General features: G+C 68.4%; 19 protein-coding genes and 1 tRNA gene. 10 read left to right on the top strand and 10 right to left on the bottom strand.

Translation table 11 applies throughout. From position 1 onward, the window contains the following. Position 1: 1 nt before the first annotated feature. Positions 2-73: transfer RNA gene (locus tag ABS642_RS00230), tRNA-Gln, on the bottom strand. Between the two features lie 110 nt (positions 74-183). Between ABS642_RS00230 and ABS642_RS00225 the strand changes: the two genes are divergently transcribed. The 3 genes from ABS642_RS00225 to ABS642_RS00215 are packed head-to-tail and all read left to right on the top strand — an operon-like array spanning position 184 to position 2,109. Next, positions 184-681: a GNAT family N-acetyltransferase gene (locus ABS642_RS00225; RefSeq protein WP_282216580.1), complete on the top strand. Its 498-nt coding sequence runs from the start codon at positions 184-186 to the stop codon at positions 679-681. 7 nt (positions 682-688) lie between these two features. Further along, positions 689-1,180: a MarR family transcriptional regulator gene (locus ABS642_RS00220; RefSeq protein ID WP_282216579.1), complete on the top strand. Its 492-nt coding sequence runs from the start codon at positions 689-691 to the stop codon at positions 1,178-1,180. Between the two features lie 5 nt (positions 1,181-1,185). Beyond that, entirely contained in the window at positions 1,186-2,109 is a 924-nt protein-coding gene (locus tag ABS642_RS00215; RefSeq protein ID WP_350351804.1) for a pseudouridine synthase, read from the top strand. On the opposite strand, the gene ABS642_RS00210 is transcribed toward ABS642_RS00215, so the two are convergent. The 4 genes from ABS642_RS00210 to ABS642_RS00195 all read right to left on the bottom strand — a co-directional run bounded on the left by ABS642_RS00210 (position 2,096) and on the right by ABS642_RS00195 (position 6,659). Then, entirely contained in the window at positions 2,096-2,755 is a 660-nt protein-coding gene (locus tag ABS642_RS00210) for an ABC transporter permease subunit (protein WP_350351803.1), read from the bottom strand. The genes ABS642_RS00215 and ABS642_RS00210 overlap by 14 nt on opposite strands. Then, a complete protein-coding gene (locus ABS642_RS00205) occupies positions 2,755-3,798 on the bottom strand; it encodes a methionine ABC transporter ATP-binding protein (protein ID WP_350351802.1) in 1,044 nt (347 codons plus the stop codon). The genes ABS642_RS00210 and ABS642_RS00205 overlap by 1 nt, the downstream gene beginning before the upstream one ends. Before the next feature lie 95 nt (positions 3,799-3,893). After that, positions 3,894-4,805 (bottom strand): MetQ/NlpA family ABC transporter substrate-binding protein, encoded by a 912-nt coding sequence (locus tag ABS642_RS00200; protein WP_350351801.1) that lies wholly within the window; start codon positions 4,803-4,805, stop codon positions 3,894-3,896. 102 nt (positions 4,806-4,907) lie between these two features. After that, positions 4,908-6,659 carry a Na+/H+ antiporter gene (locus tag ABS642_RS00195; protein ID WP_350351800.1) on the bottom strand — a complete coding sequence of 584 codons (1,752 nt, stop codon included), beginning with the start codon at positions 6,657-6,659 and terminating at the stop codon, positions 4,908-4,910. Between the two features lie 119 nt (positions 6,660-6,778). Here ABS642_RS00195 and ABS642_RS00190 point away from each other — a divergent pair, with 119 nt between their 5' ends. Beyond that, positions 6,779-7,831, top strand: a complete 1,053-nt coding sequence (locus ABS642_RS00190; protein WP_350351799.1) for an endonuclease/exonuclease/phosphatase family protein — start codon at positions 6,779-6,781, stop codon at positions 7,829-7,831. Here the strand turns inward: ABS642_RS00190 and ABS642_RS00185 are convergent. Continuing rightward, entirely contained in the window at positions 7,812-9,635 is a 1,824-nt protein-coding gene (locus tag ABS642_RS00185; RefSeq protein ID WP_350351798.1) for an ABC-F family ATP-binding cassette domain-containing protein, read from the bottom strand. The two genes, ABS642_RS00190 and ABS642_RS00185, sit on opposite strands and share 20 nt — an antisense overlap. Positions 9,636-9,749: 114 nt before the next feature. Here ABS642_RS00185 and ABS642_RS00180 point away from each other — a divergent pair, with 114 nt between their 5' ends. The 4 genes from ABS642_RS00180 to ABS642_RS00165 all read left to right on the top strand — a co-directional run bounded on the left by ABS642_RS00180 (position 9,750) and on the right by ABS642_RS00165 (position 15,331). Then, a complete protein-coding gene (locus tag ABS642_RS00180; RefSeq protein ID WP_350351797.1) occupies positions 9,750-10,619 on the top strand; it encodes a spermine synthase in 870 nt (289 codons plus the stop codon). Between the two features lie 111 nt (positions 10,620-10,730). Then, on the top strand, positions 10,731-12,065 hold the full coding sequence (locus ABS642_RS00175; RefSeq protein WP_350351796.1) for a DUF222 domain-containing protein: 1,335 nt from the start codon (positions 10,731-10,733) through the stop codon (positions 12,063-12,065). Between the two features lie 94 nt (positions 12,066-12,159). Further along, positions 12,160-13,725 (top strand): serine hydrolase domain-containing protein, encoded by a 1,566-nt coding sequence (locus ABS642_RS00170; RefSeq protein WP_350351795.1) that lies wholly within the window; start codon positions 12,160-12,162, stop codon positions 13,723-13,725. A 4-nt stretch (positions 13,726-13,729) separates the two neighbouring features. Next, entirely contained in the window at positions 13,730-15,331 is a 1,602-nt protein-coding gene (locus ABS642_RS00165; protein ID WP_350351794.1) for a helix-turn-helix domain-containing protein, read from the top strand. Between the two features lie 77 nt (positions 15,332-15,408). On the opposite strand, the gene ABS642_RS00160 is transcribed toward ABS642_RS00165, so the two are convergent. The 4 genes from ABS642_RS00160 to ABS642_RS00145 all read right to left on the bottom strand — a co-directional run bounded on the left by ABS642_RS00160 (position 15,409) and on the right by ABS642_RS00145 (position 20,633). Further along, positions 15,409-16,530 carry a sugar-binding protein gene (locus ABS642_RS00160; RefSeq protein WP_282216570.1) on the bottom strand — a complete coding sequence of 374 codons (1,122 nt, stop codon included), beginning with the start codon at positions 16,528-16,530 and terminating at the stop codon, positions 15,409-15,411. Positions 16,531-16,588: 58 nt separating this feature from the next. After that, positions 16,589-17,944 (bottom strand): multiple monosaccharide ABC transporter permease, encoded by a 1,356-nt coding sequence (gene mmsB / locus ABS642_RS00155; protein WP_350351793.1) that lies wholly within the window; start codon positions 17,942-17,944, stop codon positions 16,589-16,591. Beyond that, positions 17,941-19,461, bottom strand: a complete 1,521-nt coding sequence (mmsA, locus tag ABS642_RS00150; protein WP_350353479.1) for a multiple monosaccharide ABC transporter ATP-binding protein — start codon at positions 19,459-19,461, stop codon at positions 17,941-17,943. Before mmsA ends, mmsB begins: the two co-directional genes overlap by 4 nt. 158 nt (positions 19,462-19,619) lie before the next feature. Continuing rightward, positions 19,620-20,633 (bottom strand): LacI family DNA-binding transcriptional regulator, encoded by a 1,014-nt coding sequence (locus ABS642_RS00145; RefSeq protein WP_282216568.1) that lies wholly within the window; start codon positions 20,631-20,633, stop codon positions 19,620-19,622. A gap of 199 nt (positions 20,634-20,832) precedes the next feature. Here ABS642_RS00145 and ABS642_RS00140 point away from each other — a divergent pair, with 199 nt between their 5' ends. Further along, a complete protein-coding gene (locus ABS642_RS00140; RefSeq protein WP_350351792.1) occupies positions 20,833-22,320 on the top strand; it encodes an amidohydrolase family protein in 1,488 nt (495 codons plus the stop codon). Continuing rightward, positions 22,317-23,648, top strand: coding sequence for a serine hydrolase domain-containing protein (locus ABS642_RS00135; protein ID WP_350351791.1), 1,332 nt, complete (start codon positions 22,317-22,319; stop codon positions 23,646-23,648). Before ABS642_RS00140 ends, ABS642_RS00135 begins: the two co-directional genes overlap by 4 nt. Positions 23,649-23,698: the final 50 nt, after the last annotated feature.

The raw sequence follows: 23,698 nt of genomic DNA, 5'->3' as shown, positions 1-23,698 counted from the left end.
GCTCCGCCGCCAGGACTCGAACCTAGACCTAACAGCTCCAAAGGCTGTCGTGCTGCCATTACACCACGGCGGACCGCGCCGCCCGTGAGGACGCCACCGGTCAAGTCTGCCATGTCCCGGCTCGTCTTCCGCTGACGTGTACCCCGTCATCCGACGGAAACACGCGTTTGGGATGCTGACGAGATGAGCATCGTCATCGCACGGGTCGAGACCGCGACCCCGGCTCTCGCCGCCTTCCTCGACGCCCATCACGCCGACATGGCAGACACAGCACCGGCGGAGAGCCGGCACGCGCTGCCGTTCGACCGCCTCCTCGTCCCCGGCGTGCGCCTCTTCGCGTCGTTCGACGACGGGCGGCCGGTCGCCACCGGCGCACTCGCCGCGCTCGACGACGAGCACGAGGAGCTCAAATCGATGCGCACGGATCCGGACGTGCGCGGCAAGGGCCTCGGGCGGGCCATGCTCGCCTTCCTGATCGCGGATGCCACGGCTCGCGGCATCCGCCGGATCTCGCTGGAGACCGGCAGCATGGAGTTCTTCCTCCCGGCCCGCACGCTCTACGCCGGCGCCGGATTCGTCGAGTGCCCGCCGTTCGGGAGCTATCGTCCCGATCCGCTCAGCACCTTCATGACGCTCGCTCTGCCGGCGGCGTCCGTCGCATCGGAGGTCCGCACGGGATAATGAGCGGATGAGCGAAGAGGATGAGGTCGATCGGATCGTCGGTGCGTGGAACACGCAGCGACCCGACCTCGACTTCTCCCCGCTCGAGGTGCTGTCCCGGATGGACCGTCTCTCCCGGCACCTGGACCGCGCCCGCCGCGACGTCTTCCGTCGCAGCGACCTGGAGCCGTGGGAGTGGGACGTGCTCTCCGCGCTGCGGCGAGCGGGAACGCCGTTCCAGCTCTCCCCCAAGCAGCTGCTCCAGCAGACACTGGTGTCGAGCGGCACCATGACGAACCGCATCGACCGTCTCGTCGCACGTCGCCTGGTGCACCGCGAAGCCGATCCCGGCGATGGGCGCAGCGTGCTCGTCACTCTCACCGAAGACGGCCGCACGCGCGTGGATGCCGCGATCACGCGCCTCGTCGATGTCGAGGCCGAGCTGCTCCGCGCCCTCTCGCGGGGCGACCGCGATCGCCTGGCTGCGTTGCTGCGCAAGCTCAGCCTCAGCTTCGACTGATGGGCATGCCCTCTCCCCTCCCCATGCGCGACGGCGTGGGCGCGACGCGGCTCCACGTGCCGCTGCGCGGACCGTGGCCGACGGTCTCCGCGTATATGGTGGAGCGCTTCTTCCATCTCGATCCCGAACTGCTGCTGCAGCGGTTCGACAAGGGCGACATCGTGGCGAGCGACGGGTCGGCGGTGGCGCGCGACGCCCCTCTCGGCTCCGTGGAGTTCGTCTGGTACTACCGTGAGCCGCCGACGGAGCAGCCGATCCCGTTCACCGAGGAGATCCTGCACCAGGACGATCACCTCGTGGTCGTCGACAAGCCGCACTTCCTGCCGACGACTCCGGGCGGGAAGTTCCTGCAGAACTCCGCCCTGGTGCGGCTGCGCAACCGTCTCGGGAATCCCGACCTCGCGCCGATCCACCGCCTGGACCGCGCGACGGCCGGACTGCTGATGTTCGCGGTGCGCCCGGCGACGCGCGGCGCCTACCAGCTGCTGTTCGAGAAGCGGCAGGTGCAGAAGGTCTACGAAGCCGTGTCCGCTCGGCCTGCGGAGTGGGACGAGACCCGCTTCCCGCTCGTGTACCGCAATCACATCGAGAAGCTGCGCGCCCAGGTGCGCGTCGAGGTCGACGACGAGCGCGAACCGAACGCCGAGACCCTGATCGAGGTGATCGACGCCGATGAACGGGTCGTGCACACCCTGCTGCGCCCGCACAGCGGCAAGATGCACCAGCTGCGCGTGCATCTCGCCGCCATCGGTCTCGGCATCCTGAACGACCGGTTCTACCCGGAGCTGCTCGATGATGGGCCGGACGACTACGCGCGACCGCTCCAGCTGCTCGCGCGCGAACTGCGATTCGTCGATCCGCTGAGCGGCGAGGATCGCGTCTTCACCACCCGGCGGGTGCTGGCAGAGGCACCCGTCAGCGGCGCATGATCTTGCGCGCGAGCTTCGTGCCGAGCAGCTGCACGAAGTGCACGAACACGACGATCAGCACGATCGCGGCCCACATCACGACCGGCTCGAACTGCCGGAAGCCGTAGATCTGCGCGAACGCGCCGAGACCGCCGCCGCCGATGAGGCCGGCCATCGCGGTCATGTCGATGAGTGCCACGACGATGAACGTGTAGCCGAGGATGAGCGGCCCGAGCGACTCGGGGATCGCGACCGTGAAGAGGATGCGCCAGGGCCCGGCGCCCATCGATCGTGCAGCCTCGATCACACCGGGCGAGACCGAGACCAGGTGCTGCTCGACGATGCGGCCGATCGCGAAGGCCGCGGCGAGGCCGATGATGAAGGCGCCCGCCGTGGTGCCGATGCCGACGCCGACGACCGCGCGGGCGAACGGCTGCGCCACGGCCATGAAGATCACGAACGGGATCGGACGGAAGAAGTTGACGGCGAGGTTCGCGATCGTCGAGACGAACGCGTTCTGCACGAGCCCGCCCGGCCGGGTCACGTAGAGGATGATGCCGATGACGAGGCCCAGCACACCGCCGAGGACGAGCGCGAACGAGGTCATGTAGAGGGTCTCGAGGGCCGCGGCCCAGAACTCCGGCCCGAGTTCGATCAGACGATCCATCAGCGTGCCTCCTCTCCGGCGATCTCGGTCACTTCGACGCGGTCGCCGATCGCGGCCAGCGTGCGATCGATCGCCGCGCCGTCCCCCCGGATCGCGAGCGTGAGATGCCCGAAGGCCCGCCCGCGGATGTCGTTGATGCCGCCGAAGACGAGCTCGAAGTCCAAGCCCGCGTTCGCGAGGTCGAGGAACACCTGCGCCTGGGACGAATCCCCGTCGCGGAACGAGAAGGTGACGATGCGTCCCTGATGACGCTCGCGCAGTACGGCCAGCTCCGCGGGCGACGGGATGCCCTTGACGACGGTGCCGACGAAGCGCTGCGATGCCGGGTTCTGCGGGGCCGAGAACACGTCGAACACGTCGCCCTGCTCGATGACCCGGCCGCGCTCCATCACGGCGACCTTCGTGGCGATGGTCTGGATGACGTCCATCTCGTGGGTGATGACGACGATCGTCACGCCCTGCTCCTTGTTCACGCGCTGGAGCAGGTCGAGCACCTCGTGAGTGGTCTGCGGGTCGAGTGCGCTGGTCGCCTCGTCGGCGAGGAGGATCGCAGGACCCGTCGCGAGAGCACGGGCGATGCCGACGCGCTGCTTCTGTCCGCCAGAGAGCTGCTCGGGGTAGGCCTTCGCCTTGTCGGACAACCCGACGAACGACAGCAGCTCGGTGACCCGGGCCTCGATGTCGGCCTTCTTCCACCCGGCGAGCGTGAGCGGGTAGGCGATGTTCGCCTTGACGCTGCGCGACGAGAAGAGGTTGAACTGCTGGAAGATCATGCCGATACCGCCGCGGATGCGCCGGAGCTCGCTCTCCTTGAGCGAGGTGATGTCGACGCCGTCGACGAGGATGCTGCCGGCGGTGGCCGGCTCCAGCGCATTGATCAGGCGCACGAGCGTCGACTTGCCGGCACCGGAGTATCCGATGATGCCGAACACGTCGCCCTTCTCGATCTCGAGGGTCACGTCATCGACCGCGACGATCTCGCCGTCTCCGGGGTTCCGCGAAGGGTAGGCCTTCGACACGTTCGTCAGGCTCACGATCGGCATGTGCTTCTCCGGTCTGGTTCTCGGGAAATGAGAATCGGGCGACGCACACGGCGTCACCCGATTCTCGCATCAGGCGGGATCGCTCCCGCCCGTGCTCACTTGTTCTCCGCAGCTTCCTTCTGGACCTTCTTCAGCGAGTCCACGAGGTCCTTGACCGGCGTCTGCAGCGACAGGGCCGTGCCGCCCGACGACTCGGCGAGGCCCTTCTGCACGGCCTCGTCGGTCTGGAAGATCTCGACGAGCTTGAGGTACGTCTCGTTGTCGGCGTCCTCTGCGCGTGCGGCGAAGACGTTCACGTACGGCAGCGCGTTCGGGTCCTCGATGTCGTCGGTGGCCAGCGCGTCCTCGAACGTCAGACCGGCATCCTTCACGAAGTCGTTGTTGATGATCGCCGCGGCGACGTCCGGGAGGGAGGTCGGGGTGAGCGCGCCCTCGAGGGCGGTGATCTTGACCTTCGACTTCTCCGTGTCGACGTCGGCGAGGTCGGAGTACGGCGTGCCGCCGCTCTTCAGCTCGACGAGACCGGCCTGCTGCAGCACGTTGAGGGCGCGGGCCTGGTTCGACGCGTCATCCGGAACAGCGACGGTCTCGCCCTTCTGGATGTCCTTCACGTCGTCGTACTTCGTGGAGTAGAGGCCCAGCGGGTAGATCGCGGTCGAGCCGATCGGGGTGAGATCGGAACCCGATGCCTCGTTGTACTCCGCGAGGTACACGATGTGCTGGAACTGGTTGAGGTCGACCTCGCCCTCGGTGAGCGCCGGGTTCGGCTGCTCATAGCTGCCGAAGTCGACGAGCTCGACGGTGATGCCCTCTTCAGCGGCGGCCTCGACGAAGGGTTCCCACTGCGCGTCGCCCTTGCCGACGATGCCGACCTTGACCACCTCGTTCTCGGTGGATCCACCGTCGTCGGAGCCGGCGTCGGACGACGCGGTGGCGCAGCCGGCGAGTGCGACGAAGAGCGGGACCGCGGCGAGCGCGGCGATGACGGACGTGGTGCGACGTGACATGGGAAGGAGTTCCTCTCTTGGGGGACTCGAATACGTTAGGCAGGGTCGCGGGCGCACGCGGAATCGACCGTCACACGACGTCACAGCGTGAGCGGATGCGACTCAGTCGAACTCTTCGATGCCCTGCAGGCGCACCTGTTCGAGGTCGAGGCGAGCCGAGATCCGCCGCACGACCATGTCGTCGACCGTGCCGGCACCGCGGAGCCCCAACAGCACCTCGCGCTTGCGGTCGAGAAGGGCGAGCTTGAGCCGCGTGTGCTCCTCGTGGCGGATCAGCGGCGAGCGCTGGGCGAGGTCGACGTCGGCCGACGTGGCGATCATCTGCAGGACCGTGCCGTCGGTGGCATCAGTCGTCCCGACGCCGAGCGGCGTCGCATCGCCGGTATCCACCCCGCCGATGCCGAGCGGATCCGGCTCGTCGAGCATGTCGTCGAGCGCCTCCGCCTCGGCGTCCACGAGAGCCTGCTCACGGGCGAGAGAGCGCGCGTTCTCGAACTCGAGCATCTGGTAGCCCTCGGCGCGCACCCGGTCGCGGACCTCCTGGCCCACACCGTGTTCGGCTGCGAGGTCGTCGAGAGCGGCGAGCGCGGCTCCGGAGATCGCCCGCTCCGCGAGCTCGTACTCCTCGTCCTCGGCATGATCGACCGGGAACTTCGCCCAGCGCACGATCATCGGGAGCAACGGGGCCTGCACGAGAAGGCTGAGCATGATGACACCCGCTGTGACGAAGACGATCTCGTCGCGGCCGGACACGCCGCCACCCTCGCTGATGGACGCCGGCACCGAGAGGGCGATCGCGAGCGACACTGCACCCCGCATACCCGCGACCGTCGAGACGGCTCGAGCACGCGACCGCACGCCGCGGGGCAGCGGTGACGTCGGACGCCCCTGGAAGAGGGCGTTGAAGAGCTGGAACACGTACCTCACGACGAGCAGGGTGGCCCAGACGGCGAGCGTGATGAGCACGAGGCGCCCGATGGCTGCGGCGGAGATCTCGTGGACCACGTACTGCACCTCGAGACCGATGAGCACGAAGAGCGCGCCGTTGAGGAGGAAGACGCCGAACGGCCACGCAGCATCCGCCTGTCTCCGCGACGATGCCGTCGTGACGCGCGGTGAGATGTAGGCCACGATGAGACCCCCCACCACCACGGCGAGCACACCCGATGCATGCACGAGCTCGGCGACGAGGAACGCCGAGAACGGGATGAGCAGCAGCGCGACGTTGATGACGATGGTCGAGGAGGAACGGCTCAGGAGCAGGTAGCCGAGCGCGGCGACGGCGGTTCCGGCCGCGACTCCGCCTACGTAGGACACGAGCACATCCCAGGTGACCGAGAGCGGGGTGATCTGCCCGCCGAGCGCGACCGACACCGCGATCGCGTACAGCACCAGCGCCGTGCCGTCGTTGGTGAGGCTCTCCGCCTTCAGCTTCATGAAGGAGCGGCGAGGCAGCAGTCGACCCAGGGCGGCGACGGCCGTGGCATCCGGCGGCGCGACGGCCGCGCCGAGGATCAGTGCAATCTCCCACGGCATCCCGAACAGCACCGCGATGCCGGCGACGGCGAAGGCGGATGCCACGACGAGAACGGTGCTCATCGGCAGGATGTACCGGAAGTCGCGCCGGATCGAGCGCAGCGAGGTCGTCAGGCTCTCCCAGAACAGGATCACGGGGAGGAACAGCAGGAGCACCGTCTCCGGCGGCAGCTGCACCTCGCGCAGCTGCGGCACGAAGCCGAGCAGCAGCCCGAAGATGACGAGGACGAGGGGTAGGGCGAGGCGCACACGCGGCGCGATCAGGGTTCCGACAAGAATCGTGAGTCCGAGCAGGACGGTTACTTCGAGGCCTTCCATCACTACCTCCCAACAGCTGTGGGAGAAGGATATTCCTCATCGCGTCCGGACGGTCAGGTTCTCTCGACCTTCGTCGGCGAGACTGGGCGGCGGAAGCGGTGACACAGAGGGAGCTCCGGATGACGACGAGGCGTGTGCGCGATACGGATCTCCCCGACGCAGGGCGCGGTCGACGGGGCGTGGGGCTCGGTTTTGCGCTCACTGTCGTCGTCGCGGTGCCGGTCGCCCTGCTGCTCTCGTGGCCGCAGGCGGTGAGGGCCGAGCGCCTCCCCGTCGTCGCGCAGCTCATCGCGTTCCGCCCCGTGCTGGCGATCGCGCTGCTGGTCGGTGCGGTGCTCTTCACCATCATCGCCCTTGCCCGCCGACGCTGGTCGATCGCCGCGGCGATGGCTGTCGTGCTCGTCGCGGCCGCGGGGACGAACGCGGGGGTACTGCTCGCGCGGGGCGGCACCGTGCTCGAGGCCGGTGTCGTGAGCGAGGGCGAGGGCGATCTCACGGTCCTCGCGTGGAACACGCTGGGCGGCGCGGCGTCGCCCGCGTCGATCGCGCAGCTCGTGATCGAGACGGATGCCGACATCGTGAGCCTGCCGGAGACCGACGAGGCGGCGGTGACCGAGGTCGCCCGGCTCGTCGCCCTCGAGGGCAGGACTATGACGGCCGACACGACCCGCGGCGCCGACGGCGACTCCGCCGTCCCCACCTCCGTGCTCATCTCCGCGGAGCTCGGCGACTACCGGCACGATGCCGACGCCGGCTCCACTCCCGACCTGCCGAGCGGCGTGTGGGAGCCGGTGGACGGAACCGGCCCGCGCATCGTGGCGGCTCACCCGCTGCCTCCGCTGCCCGGCATGTTCGGGCAGTGGAGCGACGGTCTGGACTGGGTCACCGATCACTGCACGGAGCCGGACGTCATCGTCGCGGGCGACCTGAACGCCACGATCGACCACTTCGGTGCGAGGCTCGACGGATGCCGGGACGCGGCGCTCCAGTCAGGGGGCGCGGCGAGCGGCACCTGGCCGGCTTCCGCACCTGTCTGGCTCGCCTCACCGATCGACCACGTCCTGGTCGGCTCGGCGTGGGAGGTGCGAGCGGCCTCGGTGATCACGTCCTCTGACGGCGCAGGCAGCGATCACCGCCCGATCGTCGCCGTGGTCAGTCCAGCTGCTCGGTGAGCTCGAACCAGCGCAGCTCGAGCTCCTCGATCTCGGCCTGCGTGTCACCGATCGCCTTCATCGCGTCGGCGATGCCGGCGTAGTCGGACTGGTCGTGCTCGGCCAGCGCGTTCTTCGCCTTGTTGATCTGCTGCGTGAGCTTCTCGATGCGGCGCTCGAGGGAGGAGATCTCCTTCTGTGCCGTGCGGAGGGCTGCACCGTCCAAGGCGGATGCCTTCTTCGCGGTGTTCGTCGCCGTCTGCGACTTGCTCGGCGCAGCATCCTGCAGCTGACGAAGTCGCAGGTACTCGTCGACGCCACCCGGGAGATGGCGGAGGTGGCCGTCGAGGATCGCGTACTGCTGGTCGGTGACGCGCTCCAGGAAGTAGCGGTCGTGGCTGACCACCAGGAGCGTCCCCGACCAGGAGTCGAGCAGGTCCTCGATCGCGGCGAGCATGTCGGTGTCGAGGTCGTTCGTGGGCTCGTCGAGGATCAGCACGTTGGGCTGGTCGAGCAGCACCAGGAGCAGCTGCAGCCGACGCTGCTGGCCTCCCGAGAGGTCCTTGACCGGCGTCGAGAGCTGGGCGGAGTCGAACCCGAGCCGCTCGAGCAGCTGACCGGGCGTCAGGTCCTGCGCCTTGGAGCCGGACCCGAGCGTGTACGAGGTGCGCAGCCGGGAGATCACGATCCGCACGGGCTCGTGCCGCACGTCCTCGAGCTCGTCGAGGCGCTGGGTGAGCGTCTTCACGACCACGGTCTTGCCGCGCTTGACTCGTCCGAAGGTCGGCTCGACGGTGCCGGCGATCAGGCCGAGCAGAGTGGACTTGCCGGCGCCGTTGACGCCGAGGATGCCGGTGCGCTCCCCCGGCGCGATGCGCCACTCCACATCGCGCAGGACCACTCTGTCCTGGGTCCCTGAGCTTGTCGAAGGGCTGGGGTAGGTCACCCCGACATCGAGCAGGTCCACGACGTCCTTGCCGAGCCGCGAGACCGCGAGCGACTGCAGGGAGACCTTGTCGCGGATCTCGGGCACGTCGGCGATGAGCTCGTTGGCCGCGTCGATGCGGAACTTGGGCTTGGCGGTGCGCGCGGGCGCACCGCGGCGCAGCCACGCGAGCTCCTTGCGCGCGAGGTTCTGGCGCTTCGCCTCGATCGTGGCGTTCATCCGGTCGCGCTCGACGCGCTGCAGGATGTACGCGGCGTAGCCGCCCTCGAACGGCTCGACGATGCGGTCGTGCACCTCCCACGTCTCGGTGCAGATCTCGTCGAGGAACCAGCGATCGTGAGTGACGACCAGGAGGGCACCGGAGTTCGCGTTCCACCGCCGCTTGAGGTGTCCGGCGAGCCAGGTGATCGCCTCCACGTCGAGGTGGTTGGTGGGCTCGTCGAGGGCGACGACGTCCCAGTCCCCCGCGAGCAGCTTCGCGAGCGAGACACGGCGGCGCTGGCCACCGCTGAGCGAGCCGATCTCGGCATCCCAGGGCAGATCCTTCAGGAGTCCTTCGATCACGTCGCGCACGCGGGCGTCGCCGGCCCATTCGTACTCCGGCATGGCGCCGACCACGGCCTGACTGATCGTGACGTCGTCGGCGAGCGTGTCGGCCTGATCGAGGACGCCGATGCGGATGCCGCCGCGCACGGTGACGCGCCCCGCGCTCGGCTCCTTGGTCCCGGCCAGCATGCCGAGGAGGCTGGACTTGCCGTCACCGTTGCGGCCGACGATGCCGATGCGGTCGCCCTCCTCGATGCCGAGGGTCACGGAGTCGAAGACGACCCTGGTCGGATATTCGAGGTGGAGGCCTTCGGCCCCGAGAAGATGTGCCATGTCCTCTCAAGGGTACTCGCGGTCTCCGACCGGTCTCGCCCGATCTAAGATCGACGGGTGCCAAGGAAACACCGGGTGTTCTCGCTCTCGCTCGACAATCGCAAGGCGAAGCTGGTGCAATCCAGGAAGCGTCCCGGTCGCTACGAGCTCAGCGTCGATGGGATTCCGCAGTCCGTCGTCTCGATGACCGACCCCACCTCCCTCGATTACGCCTACATCCGGCACATCGCCAGAGCGATCGATGCCGCGGCCGAGCCCGGTGAGCCGTTGTTCACCGTGCACCTGGGGGCCGGAGCACTCACGCTGGCACGCTACGTGCAGGCCACCCGTGCCGGGTCACCTCAACTCGTGGTCGAGTTCGAGCCCCCTCTCTATGAAGCGGTGATCGCCGCACTGCCTCTTCCCGCCGGCGCCGACCTGCGAGTCATCTTCGGCGATGCGCGAGTTGTCGCAGACGCGGAGTTTTCCGGCGAGGGGCGATCGTCGTTGCCGTCTTCGCCTTCCCCCGCGCTCGGCGCCGCAGCGACGGGTGCCACCGCCGACGACACCGAATGGGTGGATGCGCGCTTCACCGTCGTCGATCTCTGGGATGCCGCCGTCATCAGACACCGTGTGGCCAGCCAGGAGTTCTACCGCCGGGTCGCGGCGCGCTCCGCAGCCGACGGTGTCGTGGCGGTCAACCTGCTCGATGGGCATCCGTTCGAGTATTCACGGCGACAGGCGGCCACCCTGAGCACGGTGTTCGAGCACGTCGCCGTCGTTCTCGAGGCGGAACCGACCGACGATGAAGGACCGCTCAGCAACGTCGTCGTCTTCGCGAGCGATGAGCCACTGGACATCGTGACCACCCCCGATCTTCTCGGCACGCCGCGACCGCACATGCTCCACGGCAGTCGGCTGACGTCATGGATCGCCGAGGCGCGCATCATGACCGACGCCGACGGCACGGACTCCCCCGACCCCGACGACCCCATCTGGGATTAGCGCGGCGCGGCGCGGCGCGTCAGACGGCGCCGGGCTGAACCATGCTCAGCCGCTCGGCAGCCGGGTTAGAACATTTTTTCGAATGTCGGTGGTTGCTGGTGTACTGAAGCCATGGAAGCGATGGTCGATGCGACGGATTCCCAGATGGCGGCGCTCGCCGATCTGGTCGCGTCGTTGGCCGCCGCTGAGGCGACGTTGAGCAGCATGCAGGCCGCGCGCGACGGGTTGCTGGCGCTCGCCGGGCGGCTCGCCGTCGACATCGCGCAGCAGGCGCACCACCCCGATGGCGCGGACATGACGATCCGTTCCGTCGCCGCCGAGATCGGTGCCGTGCAGCGCGTGAGCGACCGGACCGTCGAGCGGCGGATGTCCGACGCGTCGTGGCTGGTCGACCGTTTTCCGTCGGTCTGGCACGCACAGGGTGAAGGGCGGATCAGCGCGGCGCACTCACGGGTCATCGTCGACGCCGGGGCGCATCTCGACGACGAGGCGGATCGTGCGGACTACGCCGCGGAGGTCATCGAGGCCGCGGCCGTCGAGTCGCCGAACCGTCTGCGACGTATCGCCCGACGGATCGCGGAGAAGTACCAGAAGCGCACCGTGACCGAGCGGCATCGCGAGGCCCGCGAGAAGCGGCGGGTGTGGATCAAGGATGGCGACGACGGCATGGCCGAACTCGGCATGCACGGCTCCGCAGCCGTGGTGCACGGCATGTTCGACCGACTCTCGCAGATGGCGCACGCACTCAAGGAGGAGAACGTCAAAGCGGCGAAGGAGACGGACAGCGTCCGAGACGAACGCACGATCGATCAGTTGCGTGCCGATCTGCTCGCCGACCTCGTCCTCACCGGCGCCCCGACCGCGCACGACACCGAAGACGGGCTGCTCGAAGCGATCCACGCCAGAGTCGAGGTCACCGTACCCGCATCGTCCCTGATGAACGGCGAGACGACCTCCTCGGCGGGCCGGCGCTCCCCGCCGGCCGAGCTGGACGGCACGATGCCGCTCGATTCCTGGACCGTCCGCTTCTTCGCCGCGACTGCAGGGGGTTGGGATCGCGTCTTCACGCATCCGACCAGCGGCGCGATGCTTTCCGTCGACCGCTATCGTCCCAGCGAACAACTCCGACGACATCTCCGGGCGCGAGACCAACGATGTCGTTTTCCGACCTGCGGTCTGGCGGCACGAAAATGCGACGTCGATCACAACGTCGCCGCAGCCGCAGGAGGGGCCACCTCCCACGAGAACCTCGCGGCGTTCTGCCGACGGCATCACATGCTGAAACACCATTCGCCGTGGCACGTCCGACAGAAGGCGGGTGGCGTTCTGGAGTGGACCAGCCCGACGGGCCGCATCCACGTCGACGAGCCTCCCGCGCAGAACACCGTCACCTTCACCGACAGCACGGCGCTCGACAAGAGCACCGAAGCACCCGCGCCTTTCTGAGCACACGACCCGGTGTCGCGGAGACCAAAGCCCGGGCGCGCATTTTGCCCGGCAGGACAAGCCGTCCACCGCGGCGGATCGGCAGACTTCGGTCATGGACACCGACGCCATCGCCCAGCTCGTCTCCCGCTTCGCGTCACCCACCGGTCCGGGACTGGCGGTGGGGGTCTATCGAGGCGGCGTGCTGGTGACCCAGGCGACGGCGGGGCTGGCCTCGGTCGAGTTCGGTGTGCCGATCGATGAGCGCACCCGCTTCGACATCGCCTCGATGAGCAAGCAGTTCGCGGCCACCGCGGTGCTTCTTCTCGCCCGAGACGGTCTCGTCAGCCTCGACGACGACATCCGCGCGCACCTGCCGGAGCTGCGCCTCGAGGCCCCCGTGACGATCGCGCAGTGCCTGCAGCACACCGGCGGCCTCCGTGAATGGCTCGCCCTCGCCGCGATCGCCGGACGGTCGCTGACCCGGATCACCCAGGATCAGACGCTCGAGTTCGTCTCCGGCCTCTCGACCCTCGACTTCCTCCCCGGCACGGCGTTCCGCTACTCCAACACCGGATACGTGCTCGCGGCGTCACTGGTGCACCGCGTCACCGGGCGCACCCTTGGCGAGTTCGCCGCCGAGCGGATCTTCCGACCGCTCGGCATGCACCGCACGCTCTTCCGCGAGGACAGCCGTGCCGTGCTTCCGGAGTTCGCCTACGGCTACGAGTCGGTCGACGACCGTGTGCTCCGCGCCGACAGCGAGGAGTGCGCCGTCGGGGACGGCGGTCTCGTGACCAGCCTGAGCGAGCTCGGGGCGTGGTTCCGCTTTCTGCGCGACGGTGACATCCTCGGCGAGGACATCCGCGACACCCTGGTCGACAGCACCCCCGTCTTCCCGGACGGGAGCATCGGGCCCTACGCGTACGGCGTGTATCACGCGGACCTCGGCGACGAACGCACGATCGGCCATGCCGGCGCCGTGGCCGGCTATCGCTCGCACCTCTCCTACCTGCCCGACCAGGACCTCGGCATCGTCGTGCTGGCGAACCACTCCGCCGTGCCGGCCACGGTCATCGCGAACGCGGTCGCGCGGCTCGCCGCCGGCGTCGCAGAACCCGCCGTCCCGGCGCCGGCCCTCGACGCCGGGTCGGCGCGCACCGCAGCGGGTTGGTGGATCATGCGCGGCGCGGACGAATCGATGCGAACCGAGGCGCGTCTCGACGGGACGCTCGATCTCTCCGGGTTCCAGAGCGGGCGTTTCACGCTCGCCGAAGACGGTTGCTGGTACGGCGACGACCGAGAGGAGGGCTTACGGCTCCTGATCAACGGCGACCGCCTCGTGCTCGGCGTCGACATGCGGCCAGGGCGGGACCTGACGTTCGAGCGCTGCACCGGCCCCGATGCATCAGCGACCCCGCCGGCCGGGACCTATCTCAGCCCCGAACTGGGCACTCTCGCGATCATCGAGCCCGACGGCCGATTCCGCCTCGGCCTCGAGATCGCCGGCGAGATCGAGCCGGGGCCGGACCACACGTTCCGTATCGGCCCGGCGTCGGTGCGTCGCGACGGAGACGATCTGCTGCTGGGGATCTTCGGCGCGGACGCGGTGCGATTCCTGCGGCAACCGGAGGGCACGACGCTCGTGGGCGTCCCGCGCGGTCTCGACACGGCATCCTGAGAACATGACCACTGAGCACGCGCCCGCCTCGACCACGACTCTGGGCACCCTGCTCGACACCCTCGGCTCGACCGTGCTCCGCGCCCTGGCCCTGCCGAAGGGGCGCGATCGAAGTGCGGGGCATCCGCTGATCTTCGATCCGGACTCGGCGGATCCGCATGCCGACGACTCGATCGTGCTCGCTCCCGGCCGGCCATCCGCGGAGCTGATGGACTGGGCTGCCGAGACCGGTGCCGCCGCCCTCGTGGTGCGCGCCGGCGCGATCGACGCGTCCGCCTGGGGCGAAGCCGCGAGGCGCACCGGAGTCGCCGTGCTCGAATCCTCCCCCGATGTCACCTGGGGACGGCTCTACACACTCATCGATGCGATCAAGACGATGTCCGGACCGGTCTCTGATTCCGACAGCCGCCACTCCATCGACCTCTTCCGGCTCGCGAACGACGTGGCCCTTCGCACCGGAGGAGCCGTCACGATCGAAGACCTCGCCATGCGCGTGCTCGCCTACTCGACGATCCCCGGCCAGGAGGTCGACGGCCTGCGCCGCGACGGCATCCTCGGTCGCCGGGTCCCCGACCATCCGTCCAATGCCGAGGAGTACGCCACCGTGCTCCGCTCGATGACCGCCGTGCGCAGCCTGCCGACCGACGAGGATCTCCCCCGCCTCGCCATCGCCGTGCGGGACCGCGGCGAGGCGCTGGGCAGCATCTGGGTGCTCGAGGGATCGACGCCGCTGTCGGAGGACGCACCAGAGGTCCTCGCCGAGGCCGCGCAGCGCGCCGCCGCCCAGCTGGCGCGGTTCAACCTCGTCGCGGATGCCGACCGGCGGCAGCGCACCGAACGACTCGGCTGGCTCATCCGGGGATCAGGAGCGACCGCGAGCATCGCAGGGCACTTCGGGCTCGAGCCCTCATCCCCCACCACCGTGATCGTGATCGACCGGATCGCCGAGCACCGTGGCTCCCGCAGCAGCGTCTCGATGCACACCGCGGCGGCGTACGTCGGCGATCTGCTGCGCACGGGGCTGTCGGCGTATCGGATCCCCGCGGCCGCCGGGGCGATCGACGGCCGCGCGATGGCCGTCGCCGGCACGTCCGCCGACACCGCCGTGCTGCAGTCGATCATCGCCACCGTGCTCGCCAGAGCGAACGAGAGCATCGGCGGCGGATGGCGTGCGGGCGTCAGCTCGACGTTCCCCGGATTGTCCGGCATCCCCTCGGCGGCTGCACAGGCCGCGCAGGCCTGGCGGGTCGTCGCGCACATGCCGGGACACGGCGAGATCGGCCTCCACGAGCGCCTCGGGCCGGAGCTCCTTCTGATGGAGATCCACTCGAGCCTCGGCCAGAGCGAGCTCGTGTCGGGCGAACCGCTCAGGACGCTCGTGGCGCACGACGCGGCCAACGGCACCGACTACATCAAGAGTCTCAGCCGCTGGATCGGCGCGAACTACGACGTGGCCCGCGCTGCGGAGCTCCTGATGCTGCATTCGAACACCCTGCGCCACCGCCTCCGGCGCATCGCCGAGGTCATCGACATCGACGATCCGGATCTCCGTCTGGTTCTCGCGCTGCAGCTCCGGTTGCAGGAGATCGACGCCTCGGCGGTCTGATCGACGTCTGCGGTCGCAGACGAACGGGCCGCCCGGACCCGAAGGTCCGGACGGCCCGCATGTCGGAGCGGAGTCGCTTACTGGTACGACTTCACGATCTCGAGGAGGCTCGGGACGTTGGCGTATGCCTCGGCCGCGTTCTCCTTCGTGACGATGACCGGGTCGAGCAGGTAAGCCGGGACGACCTTGGCGCCGTTGTCGTAGGACTCGGTGTCGTTGACGTCGACCTCCTCGCCCTTCTGCAGCTGCTGGACCATTTTGATGGCCTGCTCGACGAGGAGCGTGGTGTCCTTGTTGATCGTGGAGTACTGGATGCCCTCCATGATCGACTTCACCGACTCGACCTCGGAGTCCTGACCCGTGACGACCGGGACGGGCTTTCCGGCCTGTTGCACCGAGGTGATGATGGCGCGGGCAAGCGTGTCGTTCGGCGAGAGGACGCCGTCGATGACGGTGTCGCCGCTGTACGACGAGGTCAGCAGGGTGTCCATGCGGTTCTGCGCGTTCTCCGGAAGCCAACCCTCGGTCGCCGTCTGGGCGATCTCGGTCTGACCCGAGACGACCTTGAGCGTGCCGTCGTCGATCTTCGGCTGCAGGACCTCCATGGCGCCGTCGAAGAAGACCGCGGAGTTCGCGTCGTCCGGCGAGCCGGAGAACAGCTCGATGTTGTACGGAGCCTCGTGGCCCGCGCGCTCGGCCAGACCGTCGAGCAGGGCCTGACCTTGCAGGTTGCCGACCTTGAAGTTGTCGAAGGCGGCGTAGTAGTCGACGGCCTCGGTGTTCTCGATCAGACGGTCGTAGGCGATCACCGTGGCGCCGGCGTCCTTGGCAGCCTGCACCTGGGTGGCCAGCTGCTTGCCGTCCTTGGCACCAATGATGATGACCTTGGCGCCGTTGGTGACCATCGCCTGGATCTGGTTCTGCTGCTCGGCGACGGTGTTGCTGGCCGGCGCGTACTGCACGTCGGCCTTGAAGCCGGCCTCAGCCAGGCCGTCCTCGAACAGCTTGCCGGCGAGGACCCAGTTCTCCGAGGTCTTGTCCGGGAGTGCGACACCGATCGTGGCGTCTGCTGCGAAGCCCGCTGCCGCCTCGTCGCCGCCATCGGCTCCGGTGTCTCCGCCGCGCTCCGCAGAGCATCCGGTGAGGGCGAAAGCGCCCACGGCGACGATCGCTGTCGCCGTCAGAAGCATCTTCTTCATGTGATCTCTTTCTCTGGTGTGTGAAGGTCGTCTCACGCGTGCGAACGCGATCCGACCCCTACTGTCCGCTCGTCTTGTCGACGGGTGGGGCTTGATAGGTCTTGTTGGGCTCGAAGGTCTGCAGAGCCGGGTCCTCCTTGCGGCCGAAGCGGCGCGTCATGAACCCGATGAGCGACGGGCGCCCCTGCTGCTTGTTCCAGACGTCGATACCGACCGCGATCAGGAGCACGAGGCCCTTGATCATCGAGACGACATCCGAACCCTGACCGAGCAGCGCGAGGCCGTTGTTGAGGAAGGCCATCACGAGACCACCGATGATCGACCCGATCACGGTGCCGATACCGCCGGCGACAGCCGCGCCACCGATGAAGACCGAGGCGATGGCGTCGAGCTCCCAGCCGGTGCCGTCGTTCGGGCCGGAGGCCTGCGAGCGGGCGACGAAGATCATGCCGGCCAGAGCCGCGAGCACCGACATGTTCATCATCACGAAGAAGTCGACCCAGCGGTCCTTCACGCCCGAGAGGCGTGCCGCCTGCCGGTTGCCGCCGACCGCGTAGATGTGGCGGCCGAACACGGTGTTGCTCGTGACGAACGTGTAGACGATGACGAGGGCCAGCAGGATCAGGCCCGGCACCGGGAAGCTCGTCCCGGGCCGACCGGTGGCGAACATCCACGCGGCGGCCAGCACGACGACGGAGAGCAGCACGACCTTGGTCACGCTCACCCACAGGGGCGCTCGGTCGGAGCCCATCTTCTTCTGGACGCGACGGGTGCGGATCTCCCAGAAGATGAGCCACGCGACGGCCACGAGGGCGAGCAGCATGGTCGGGATGTTGAACGGCAGCGGGAGTCCGATCTCGGGCAGGTACCCCGTGCCGATGACCTGGAAGCCCTTCGGGACCGGGATCGTCTGTGCGTCGCCGATCCACTGCTGCGCACCGCGGAAGAAGAGCATGCCGGCCAGCGTCACGATGAAGGCGGGAACACCGACGTAGGCGACCCAGAATCCCTGCCACGCGCCGACCGCGGCTCCCACTCCGAGACCGAGCAGGATCGCGAGCGGCCAAGGGAGGTTCCACTCCGACATCGACTTCGCGACGATGATGCCGGTGAACGCTGCCACGGAGCCGACCGACAGGTCGATGTGCCCCATGATGATGACCATCACCATCCCGATCGCGAGAATCAGGATGAACGAGTACTGGTTGATGACGTTGATCAGGTTGCCCGAGGTGAGCGTCGCGCCGTTCGGGCCGTTGCGCAGCAGGGTGAGGACCTCGAAGAGGAGGATGATGACGATCAGGCTGCCGAGGATGCCGAACTGACGCAGCGTCGACGTTCCTCCGCCTCCGAACATCTTCGTGATGTCCTTGAAGTGGAATCCGCTCTTCGCGGGGGTGGATTCGGTGGTCATGCGGATGCTTTCTGGTTCGCGGAGGTCATGCTGCGCATGAGGGCCTCGGGTGTCGCCTGATCGGCCGGGATGCAGTCGGTGACCCGACCTTCGAAGACGGTGTAGATGCGGTCGGAGATGCCCAGGAGCTCCGGCAGCTCGCTGGAGATGACGATGACGCCCTTGCCCTGCGCCGCGAGCTGGTTGATGATCGCGTAGATCTCGTACTTCGCCCCGACGTCGATGCCGCGGGTGGGTTCGTCAAGGATCAGCAGGTCGGGATCGGTGAACATCCACTTCGCCAGCACGACCTTCTGCTGGTTTCCGCCGGAGAGCTTTCCGACCCCCTCCTCGACCGAAGGCGTCTTGATCCGCAGCGCCTTGCGGTAGTCGTCGGCGATCGAGAACTCCTGGCGCGCGTCGACGACGCCGTTGCGGGAGATCTTCGAGAGCTTGGCAGCGACGACCGAGCGCTTGATCGTGTCGAGGAGGTTGAGCCCCAGCGACTTGCGATCCTCGCTCACGTAGGCGAGACCGTGCTTGATCGCGGTAGCGACGTCGGGCAGGTCCACCTCCTGCCCGTCCTTGATCATGGTCCCGGAGAGGAACGTGCCGTAGGAGCGGCCGAAGATGCTCATGGCGAACTCGGTGCGCCCTGCGCCCATCAGTCCGGCGATGCCGACGACCTCACCGCGACGGACGTTGAGGGTCGAGCCCTTGACGACCATGCGCTCGGCGACGGTCGGATGCCGCACCCACCAGTCCTTCACCTCGAAGAACACCTCGCCGATGTCGGGGGTGCGGTCGGGGTAGCGACTCTCCAGCGACCGGCCGACCATCCCGCGGATGATGCGGTCCTCGTTGATCTCGCCACGGGAGATGTCGAGCGTCTCGACCGTGCGGCCGTCGCGGATGATCGTGATCTCGTCGGCGATCTGCTCGATCTCGTTGAGCTTGTGGCTGATCATGATCGACGCGATGCCCTTGGCCTTCAGGCCGAGGATCAGGTCGAGCAGGTGCTGCGAGTCGGACTCGTTGAGCGCCGCGGTGGGCTCGTCGAGGATCAGGAGCTTGACGTCCTTGTTCAGGGCCTTCGCGATCTCGATGAGCTGCTGCTTGCCGACGCCGAGCGTCTTGATCTGCACATCGGGGTCTTCGCGCAGTCCGACGCGGGCGAGCAGTTCGACGGCCCGCTGCTTCTGCGCCTGCCAGTCGATGCGGCCGAAACGCTTGATCTCGTTGCCGAGGAAGATGTTCTCGGTGATCGAGAGCTCCGGGATCAGCGCGAGCTCCTGGTGGATGATCGCGATGCCGGCCTGCTCGCTCGCGACGATGTCCTTGAAGCGCTGCTCCTCGCCGTAGAGCAGGATCTCGCCCTCGTACGTGCCGTAGGGGTAGACACCCGACAGCACCTTCATGAGGGTGGACTTCCCGGCGCCGTTCTCGCCGCAGATCGCATGGATCTCGGCAGCGCGAACGGTGATGGATACGTCGGCGAGTGCCTTGACCCCCGGGAACTCCTTCGTGATGCTGCGCATCTCGAGGATGGGGCCTGACACTGTCGGCAACGTTGCTGTGGTGCTCACGTATCTTTTCCTTGCAGACGTGCGGTCACCTTCGATGTGACCGTTCACATTGGATTACATCGTCCCCGCACGAGGGACCGCTGTCAAGTCCGCGTGCAGATTTCGTGTCGCTACCGTGATGCGGCCGACTCGCGGGCCCGCAGCAGCGTCTTCAGCGGGCCGAACTCCGGCACCTGCTCGCCGCGGATCTGCGCCAGGAGGATCCGGACGGCTCTGCGCCCGAGCTCGGGGAAGTCCTGATGCACCGTGCTCAGCGTGGGCGCGACGTGCGCCGCGACCGGGATGTCGTCGAAGCCGATCACGCTGACATCGTGCGGAACGCGGACCCCGGCGTCGCGGAATCCGTGCATGAGACCGATCGCCATCAGGTCGTTGGCGGCGAACACGGCCGTGAAGTCGCGGCGACGCGACAGCTCCTGCCCCGCGAAGTAGCCGAAGTCCGCCGTCCAGTCGCCCCGGATCGGCGGGAATGTGGGCAGATCGGCCTCCCGCAGCCCGTCGAGGTATCCGCGCATGCGCGACTCCGCCTCGATCCAGTCCTGCGGACCCGCCAGGTGCAGGATGTCGCTGTGGCCGAGGGCGATCAGGTGCTCCGTCGCGGCGCGCGCACCCGCCACCTGATCGGCGGAGAGGCTCACGCCGTCGGAGCCGGATGCCGTCTGCAGATTGACGAAGGGGATGTCCGACGACATCCCGCGCAGGACGTGGAAGACGCGCACCTGCGGGGCCAGGACGACGATCCCGTCGACCTGCTCACGCGCCAGCTGGCGCACCGCGGTGCCGATCGCCTCGGGCGTCGTGTCCGCGAGATTCAGCGTCGAGACGGAGTAGCCCTCCTCGCGCGCGGCATCCTCGATGCTCGCGATCGACGAGGTCGGACCGAACTCCCCGATGGTCGCGGAGAGGACCCCCAGCATGTTCGACTTGCTGGTCACGAGCGCGCGCGCCGCGAGGTTGGGGCGGTAGTCGAGCACGGAGATCGCGTCGAGGACCTTGGCCTTCGTCTCCGGGCGGATGCTCGGGTGATCGTTCAGCACCCGGGAGACGGTCTGGTGCGAGACACCCGCCAGACGCGCGACGTCGCGGATGCTCGGCATCCGGGCACGTTCGGAGGCGGTGGACATCGCAGGCCTCCTTGCATGTGCACGGTCACATCGTCACCTCATTATGTCTGTCGAACCGGCGGAGTGCATCTCCGCCGGTCGCGAGGGACCGCCAGAGATCGTCGAAGCCGTCTGTGCGTTGTCGGATCGCACCGGAATCGCGGACGGGTTTCGTGTGCGCGCACCGGATGGATCCGCTCCGGCGTGGAACGGTGATCGTGTGGACACTCTGTTGCGCGGCGGACGCGTCATCGACCCTGGCACCGACACCGATCGGATCGCCGACCTGCTGATCTCGGACGGGCGGGTGGCGGCGGTCGGCACCGACCTCGTCGCACCGGCGGATGCCGCCGTGATCGACGTCGAGGGACTGATCGTCGGGCCGGGCTTCGTCGATCTGCACAGCCACGTCCACTCGATCGCGGGTCAGCGCCTGCAGGCGATGGACGGGGTCACGACCGCCCTCGATCTGGAAGCCGGTCTCATGCCGATCGACGAGGCGATCGCCCGGGCCGAAGCCGAGGGGCGCCCTCTCAACTACGGTTTCTCGGCATCCTGGGCGCAGGCCCGCGCCTTCGCGCACCTCGACCGGCTTCCCGAGCCGGACATCCACGCCTCGATGGAGCTCCTCGGCGACCAGGAGTGGCAGCGCACGTCGAGCCCGACCGAGCGCCGCCGATGGCTGGCCCTGCTCGAGGACGAGCTGACGCGCGGTGCACTCGGCATCGGCGTGCTCATGGGGTACGCCCCGCGGACCGACCCCGACGAGTATCTGGATGTCGCCCGCCTCGCCGCCGCCGCCGGTGCCCCGACCTTCACCCACGTCCGCGAGCTGATCGAAGCGGACCCCGAGACTCCGATCGACGGCACGCAGGAGCTCCTTCGCGCCGCCGCCGAGACCGGCGCCGCCATGCATCACTGCCATGTGAACAGCACCTCGCTGCGCCACATCGACCGCGTGCTGGGACAGTTCGAGTCGACCAGATCCGCGGGGTCCCGGGTCACCGTCGAGGCGTATCCGTACGGCGCGGGGAGCACAGCGATCGGTGCCTTCTTCCTGGCTCCGGAGAAGCTCCCCGGTCTCGGGATCACTCCTTCTGCGCTCGTGCTCGTCGAGACCGGCGAGCGCATCGCCGACGAGCGGCGACTCCGCGAGGTCCGCGCGACCGACCCGGCGGCCCCCTGCATCGTCACCTTCCTCGACGAGGACGACCCCGTCGACCGCGCCCACCTGCATCGGTCGCTTTCCTTCCCCGATTCGATCGTGGCCAGCGACGCGATGCCGGTGTTCTGGCCCGCCCGTGACGGCGCGCCCGCCGCCCACGAGCAGCGGGAATGGCCGTTGCCTCCCGGCGGCCAGACGCACCCGCGCACGGCCGGCACGTTCACGAAGTCTCTCCGGCTGATGGTGCGAGAGTCCGGCTCGTGGACCTGGCTCGAAGCCTTCCGCCGCTGCGCCCACCTCCCCGCTCGCGTGCTCGACGAGACGTCGCCCGCGATGCGTCGCAAGGGGCATCTGGGCGTCGGCGCCGATGCCGACGTCGTCGTGATCGACCCCGTCACGGTCACCGACCGCGCCACCTATCTCGACCCGACGCGTCCGTCCCAGGGCGTCCGGCACCTCCTGGTGCACGGGAACGCCGTGATCCGCGACGGACATATGCTGACCGCGGCATATCCCGGACGGGCAGTGAGAGGAGAAGCATGATGAACGGCGACCTGCAGGCCCTGCTCGACGAGAGCGCCCGCGAACTCGGCGTTCCCGGCGCCGTGATCGGAATCATCGACGGCGATCAGGAGCATGTGCTGACGACCGGCGTCGCCGCCGCCGACACCGGCGCCCCGGTGACGGAGGACACGCTCTTCCAGATCGGATCGACCTCGAAGACGTTCACCGGGACGGTCGCGATGCACCTGATCGAGAACGGGCTGCTCGAGCTCGACACCCGGGTGATCGACGTGCTCCCGGAGCTGCGGCTCGCGGACGAGACCGCGGTGCAGACCCTCCGCATCCGGCACCTCCTCACGCACTCCGGGGGCTTCCTCGGCGATGCGGACGAGCTGTCCGGGTGGGGCGACGACGCGCTCGCGCGGAACATCGCCACCTACGGATCCCTCCCCCAGTTCTTCGCCCCCGGCACCATCGCCTCGTACAGCAACGCCGGGATGCGTCTGCTCGGTCGCGTCATCGAGGTCGTGACCGGCGAGACCTTCGAACAGGCGGTGCAGCGCATCGTGCTCGACCCGCTGGGCATGACCGAGACCTTCTTCTTCCCGTGGGACGTGATCACCCGCCCGCACGCCGTCGGGCATGTGCCCGGTGCGGGCGGGACGATCGTCCCCTTCCCCCTCTGGGGGATCACCCGCGACATGAACGCCGAAGGCGGGATCGTCTCCTCCGTGGGCGACCAGCTCCGCTACGCCGGCTTCCACCTGCGCGGCGAGACCGGGGGCACCGCTCCCGTCGGCGAGGCCACGCGCCTGCGCATGCAGCAGCCGCAGCTGAGCGCCGGACCGCCCGTCGAAGCCATCGGCTACCCCTGGCTGCTCACGCATCGCGGCGAAGCCCGAGTCGTCATGCACGGCGGCAACATCGCCGACATCCAGATCAGCGAGTTCCTGTTCGCGCCGGACCACGACCTCGCCATCACGGTGCTCACCAACAGCGGCGGTGGAAAGGCCCTGGGCTCGCGGATCGTCGACTGGTGCTTCGAGCACCTGCGTGGCGTCTCGACGTCATCCGCCGGGCTGGAGCTGCGGTCGCCCGACAGGCTCGACGAGCTGACCGGCACCTACGACGCCGGTCAGTGGCACTACGACGTGACCAGAGTCGGCGACGCGCTCGAGTTCGCGATGGTGTTCTCGCCGCACATCATCGCGCTCGGCATCCCTCCCCGTCCGCCGATGCGGCTTCGGGTGCGCGCCGACGGCGCGCTGATCACCGACGACGATCAGGCCGTCGGCCGCACGCTCGACCCCTCGGAAGGCGGCCCGGAACTGCTGCACCTGGGTCTGCGCGCGGTCCGTCGGCGCTGACTCGGATCCGCATTGTCCGGAGCGAACGCCCGCACGAGGAACTGTGGTCC

The organism is Microbacterium sp. A8/3-1 (assembly GCF_040267695.1).
GTDB lineage: Bacteria > Actinomycetota > Actinomycetes > Actinomycetales > Microbacteriaceae > Microbacterium > Microbacterium luteolum.
The sequence above is the reverse complement of the archived record's forward strand: the minus strand, read 5'-3'. Positions and strand labels throughout refer to the sequence as shown.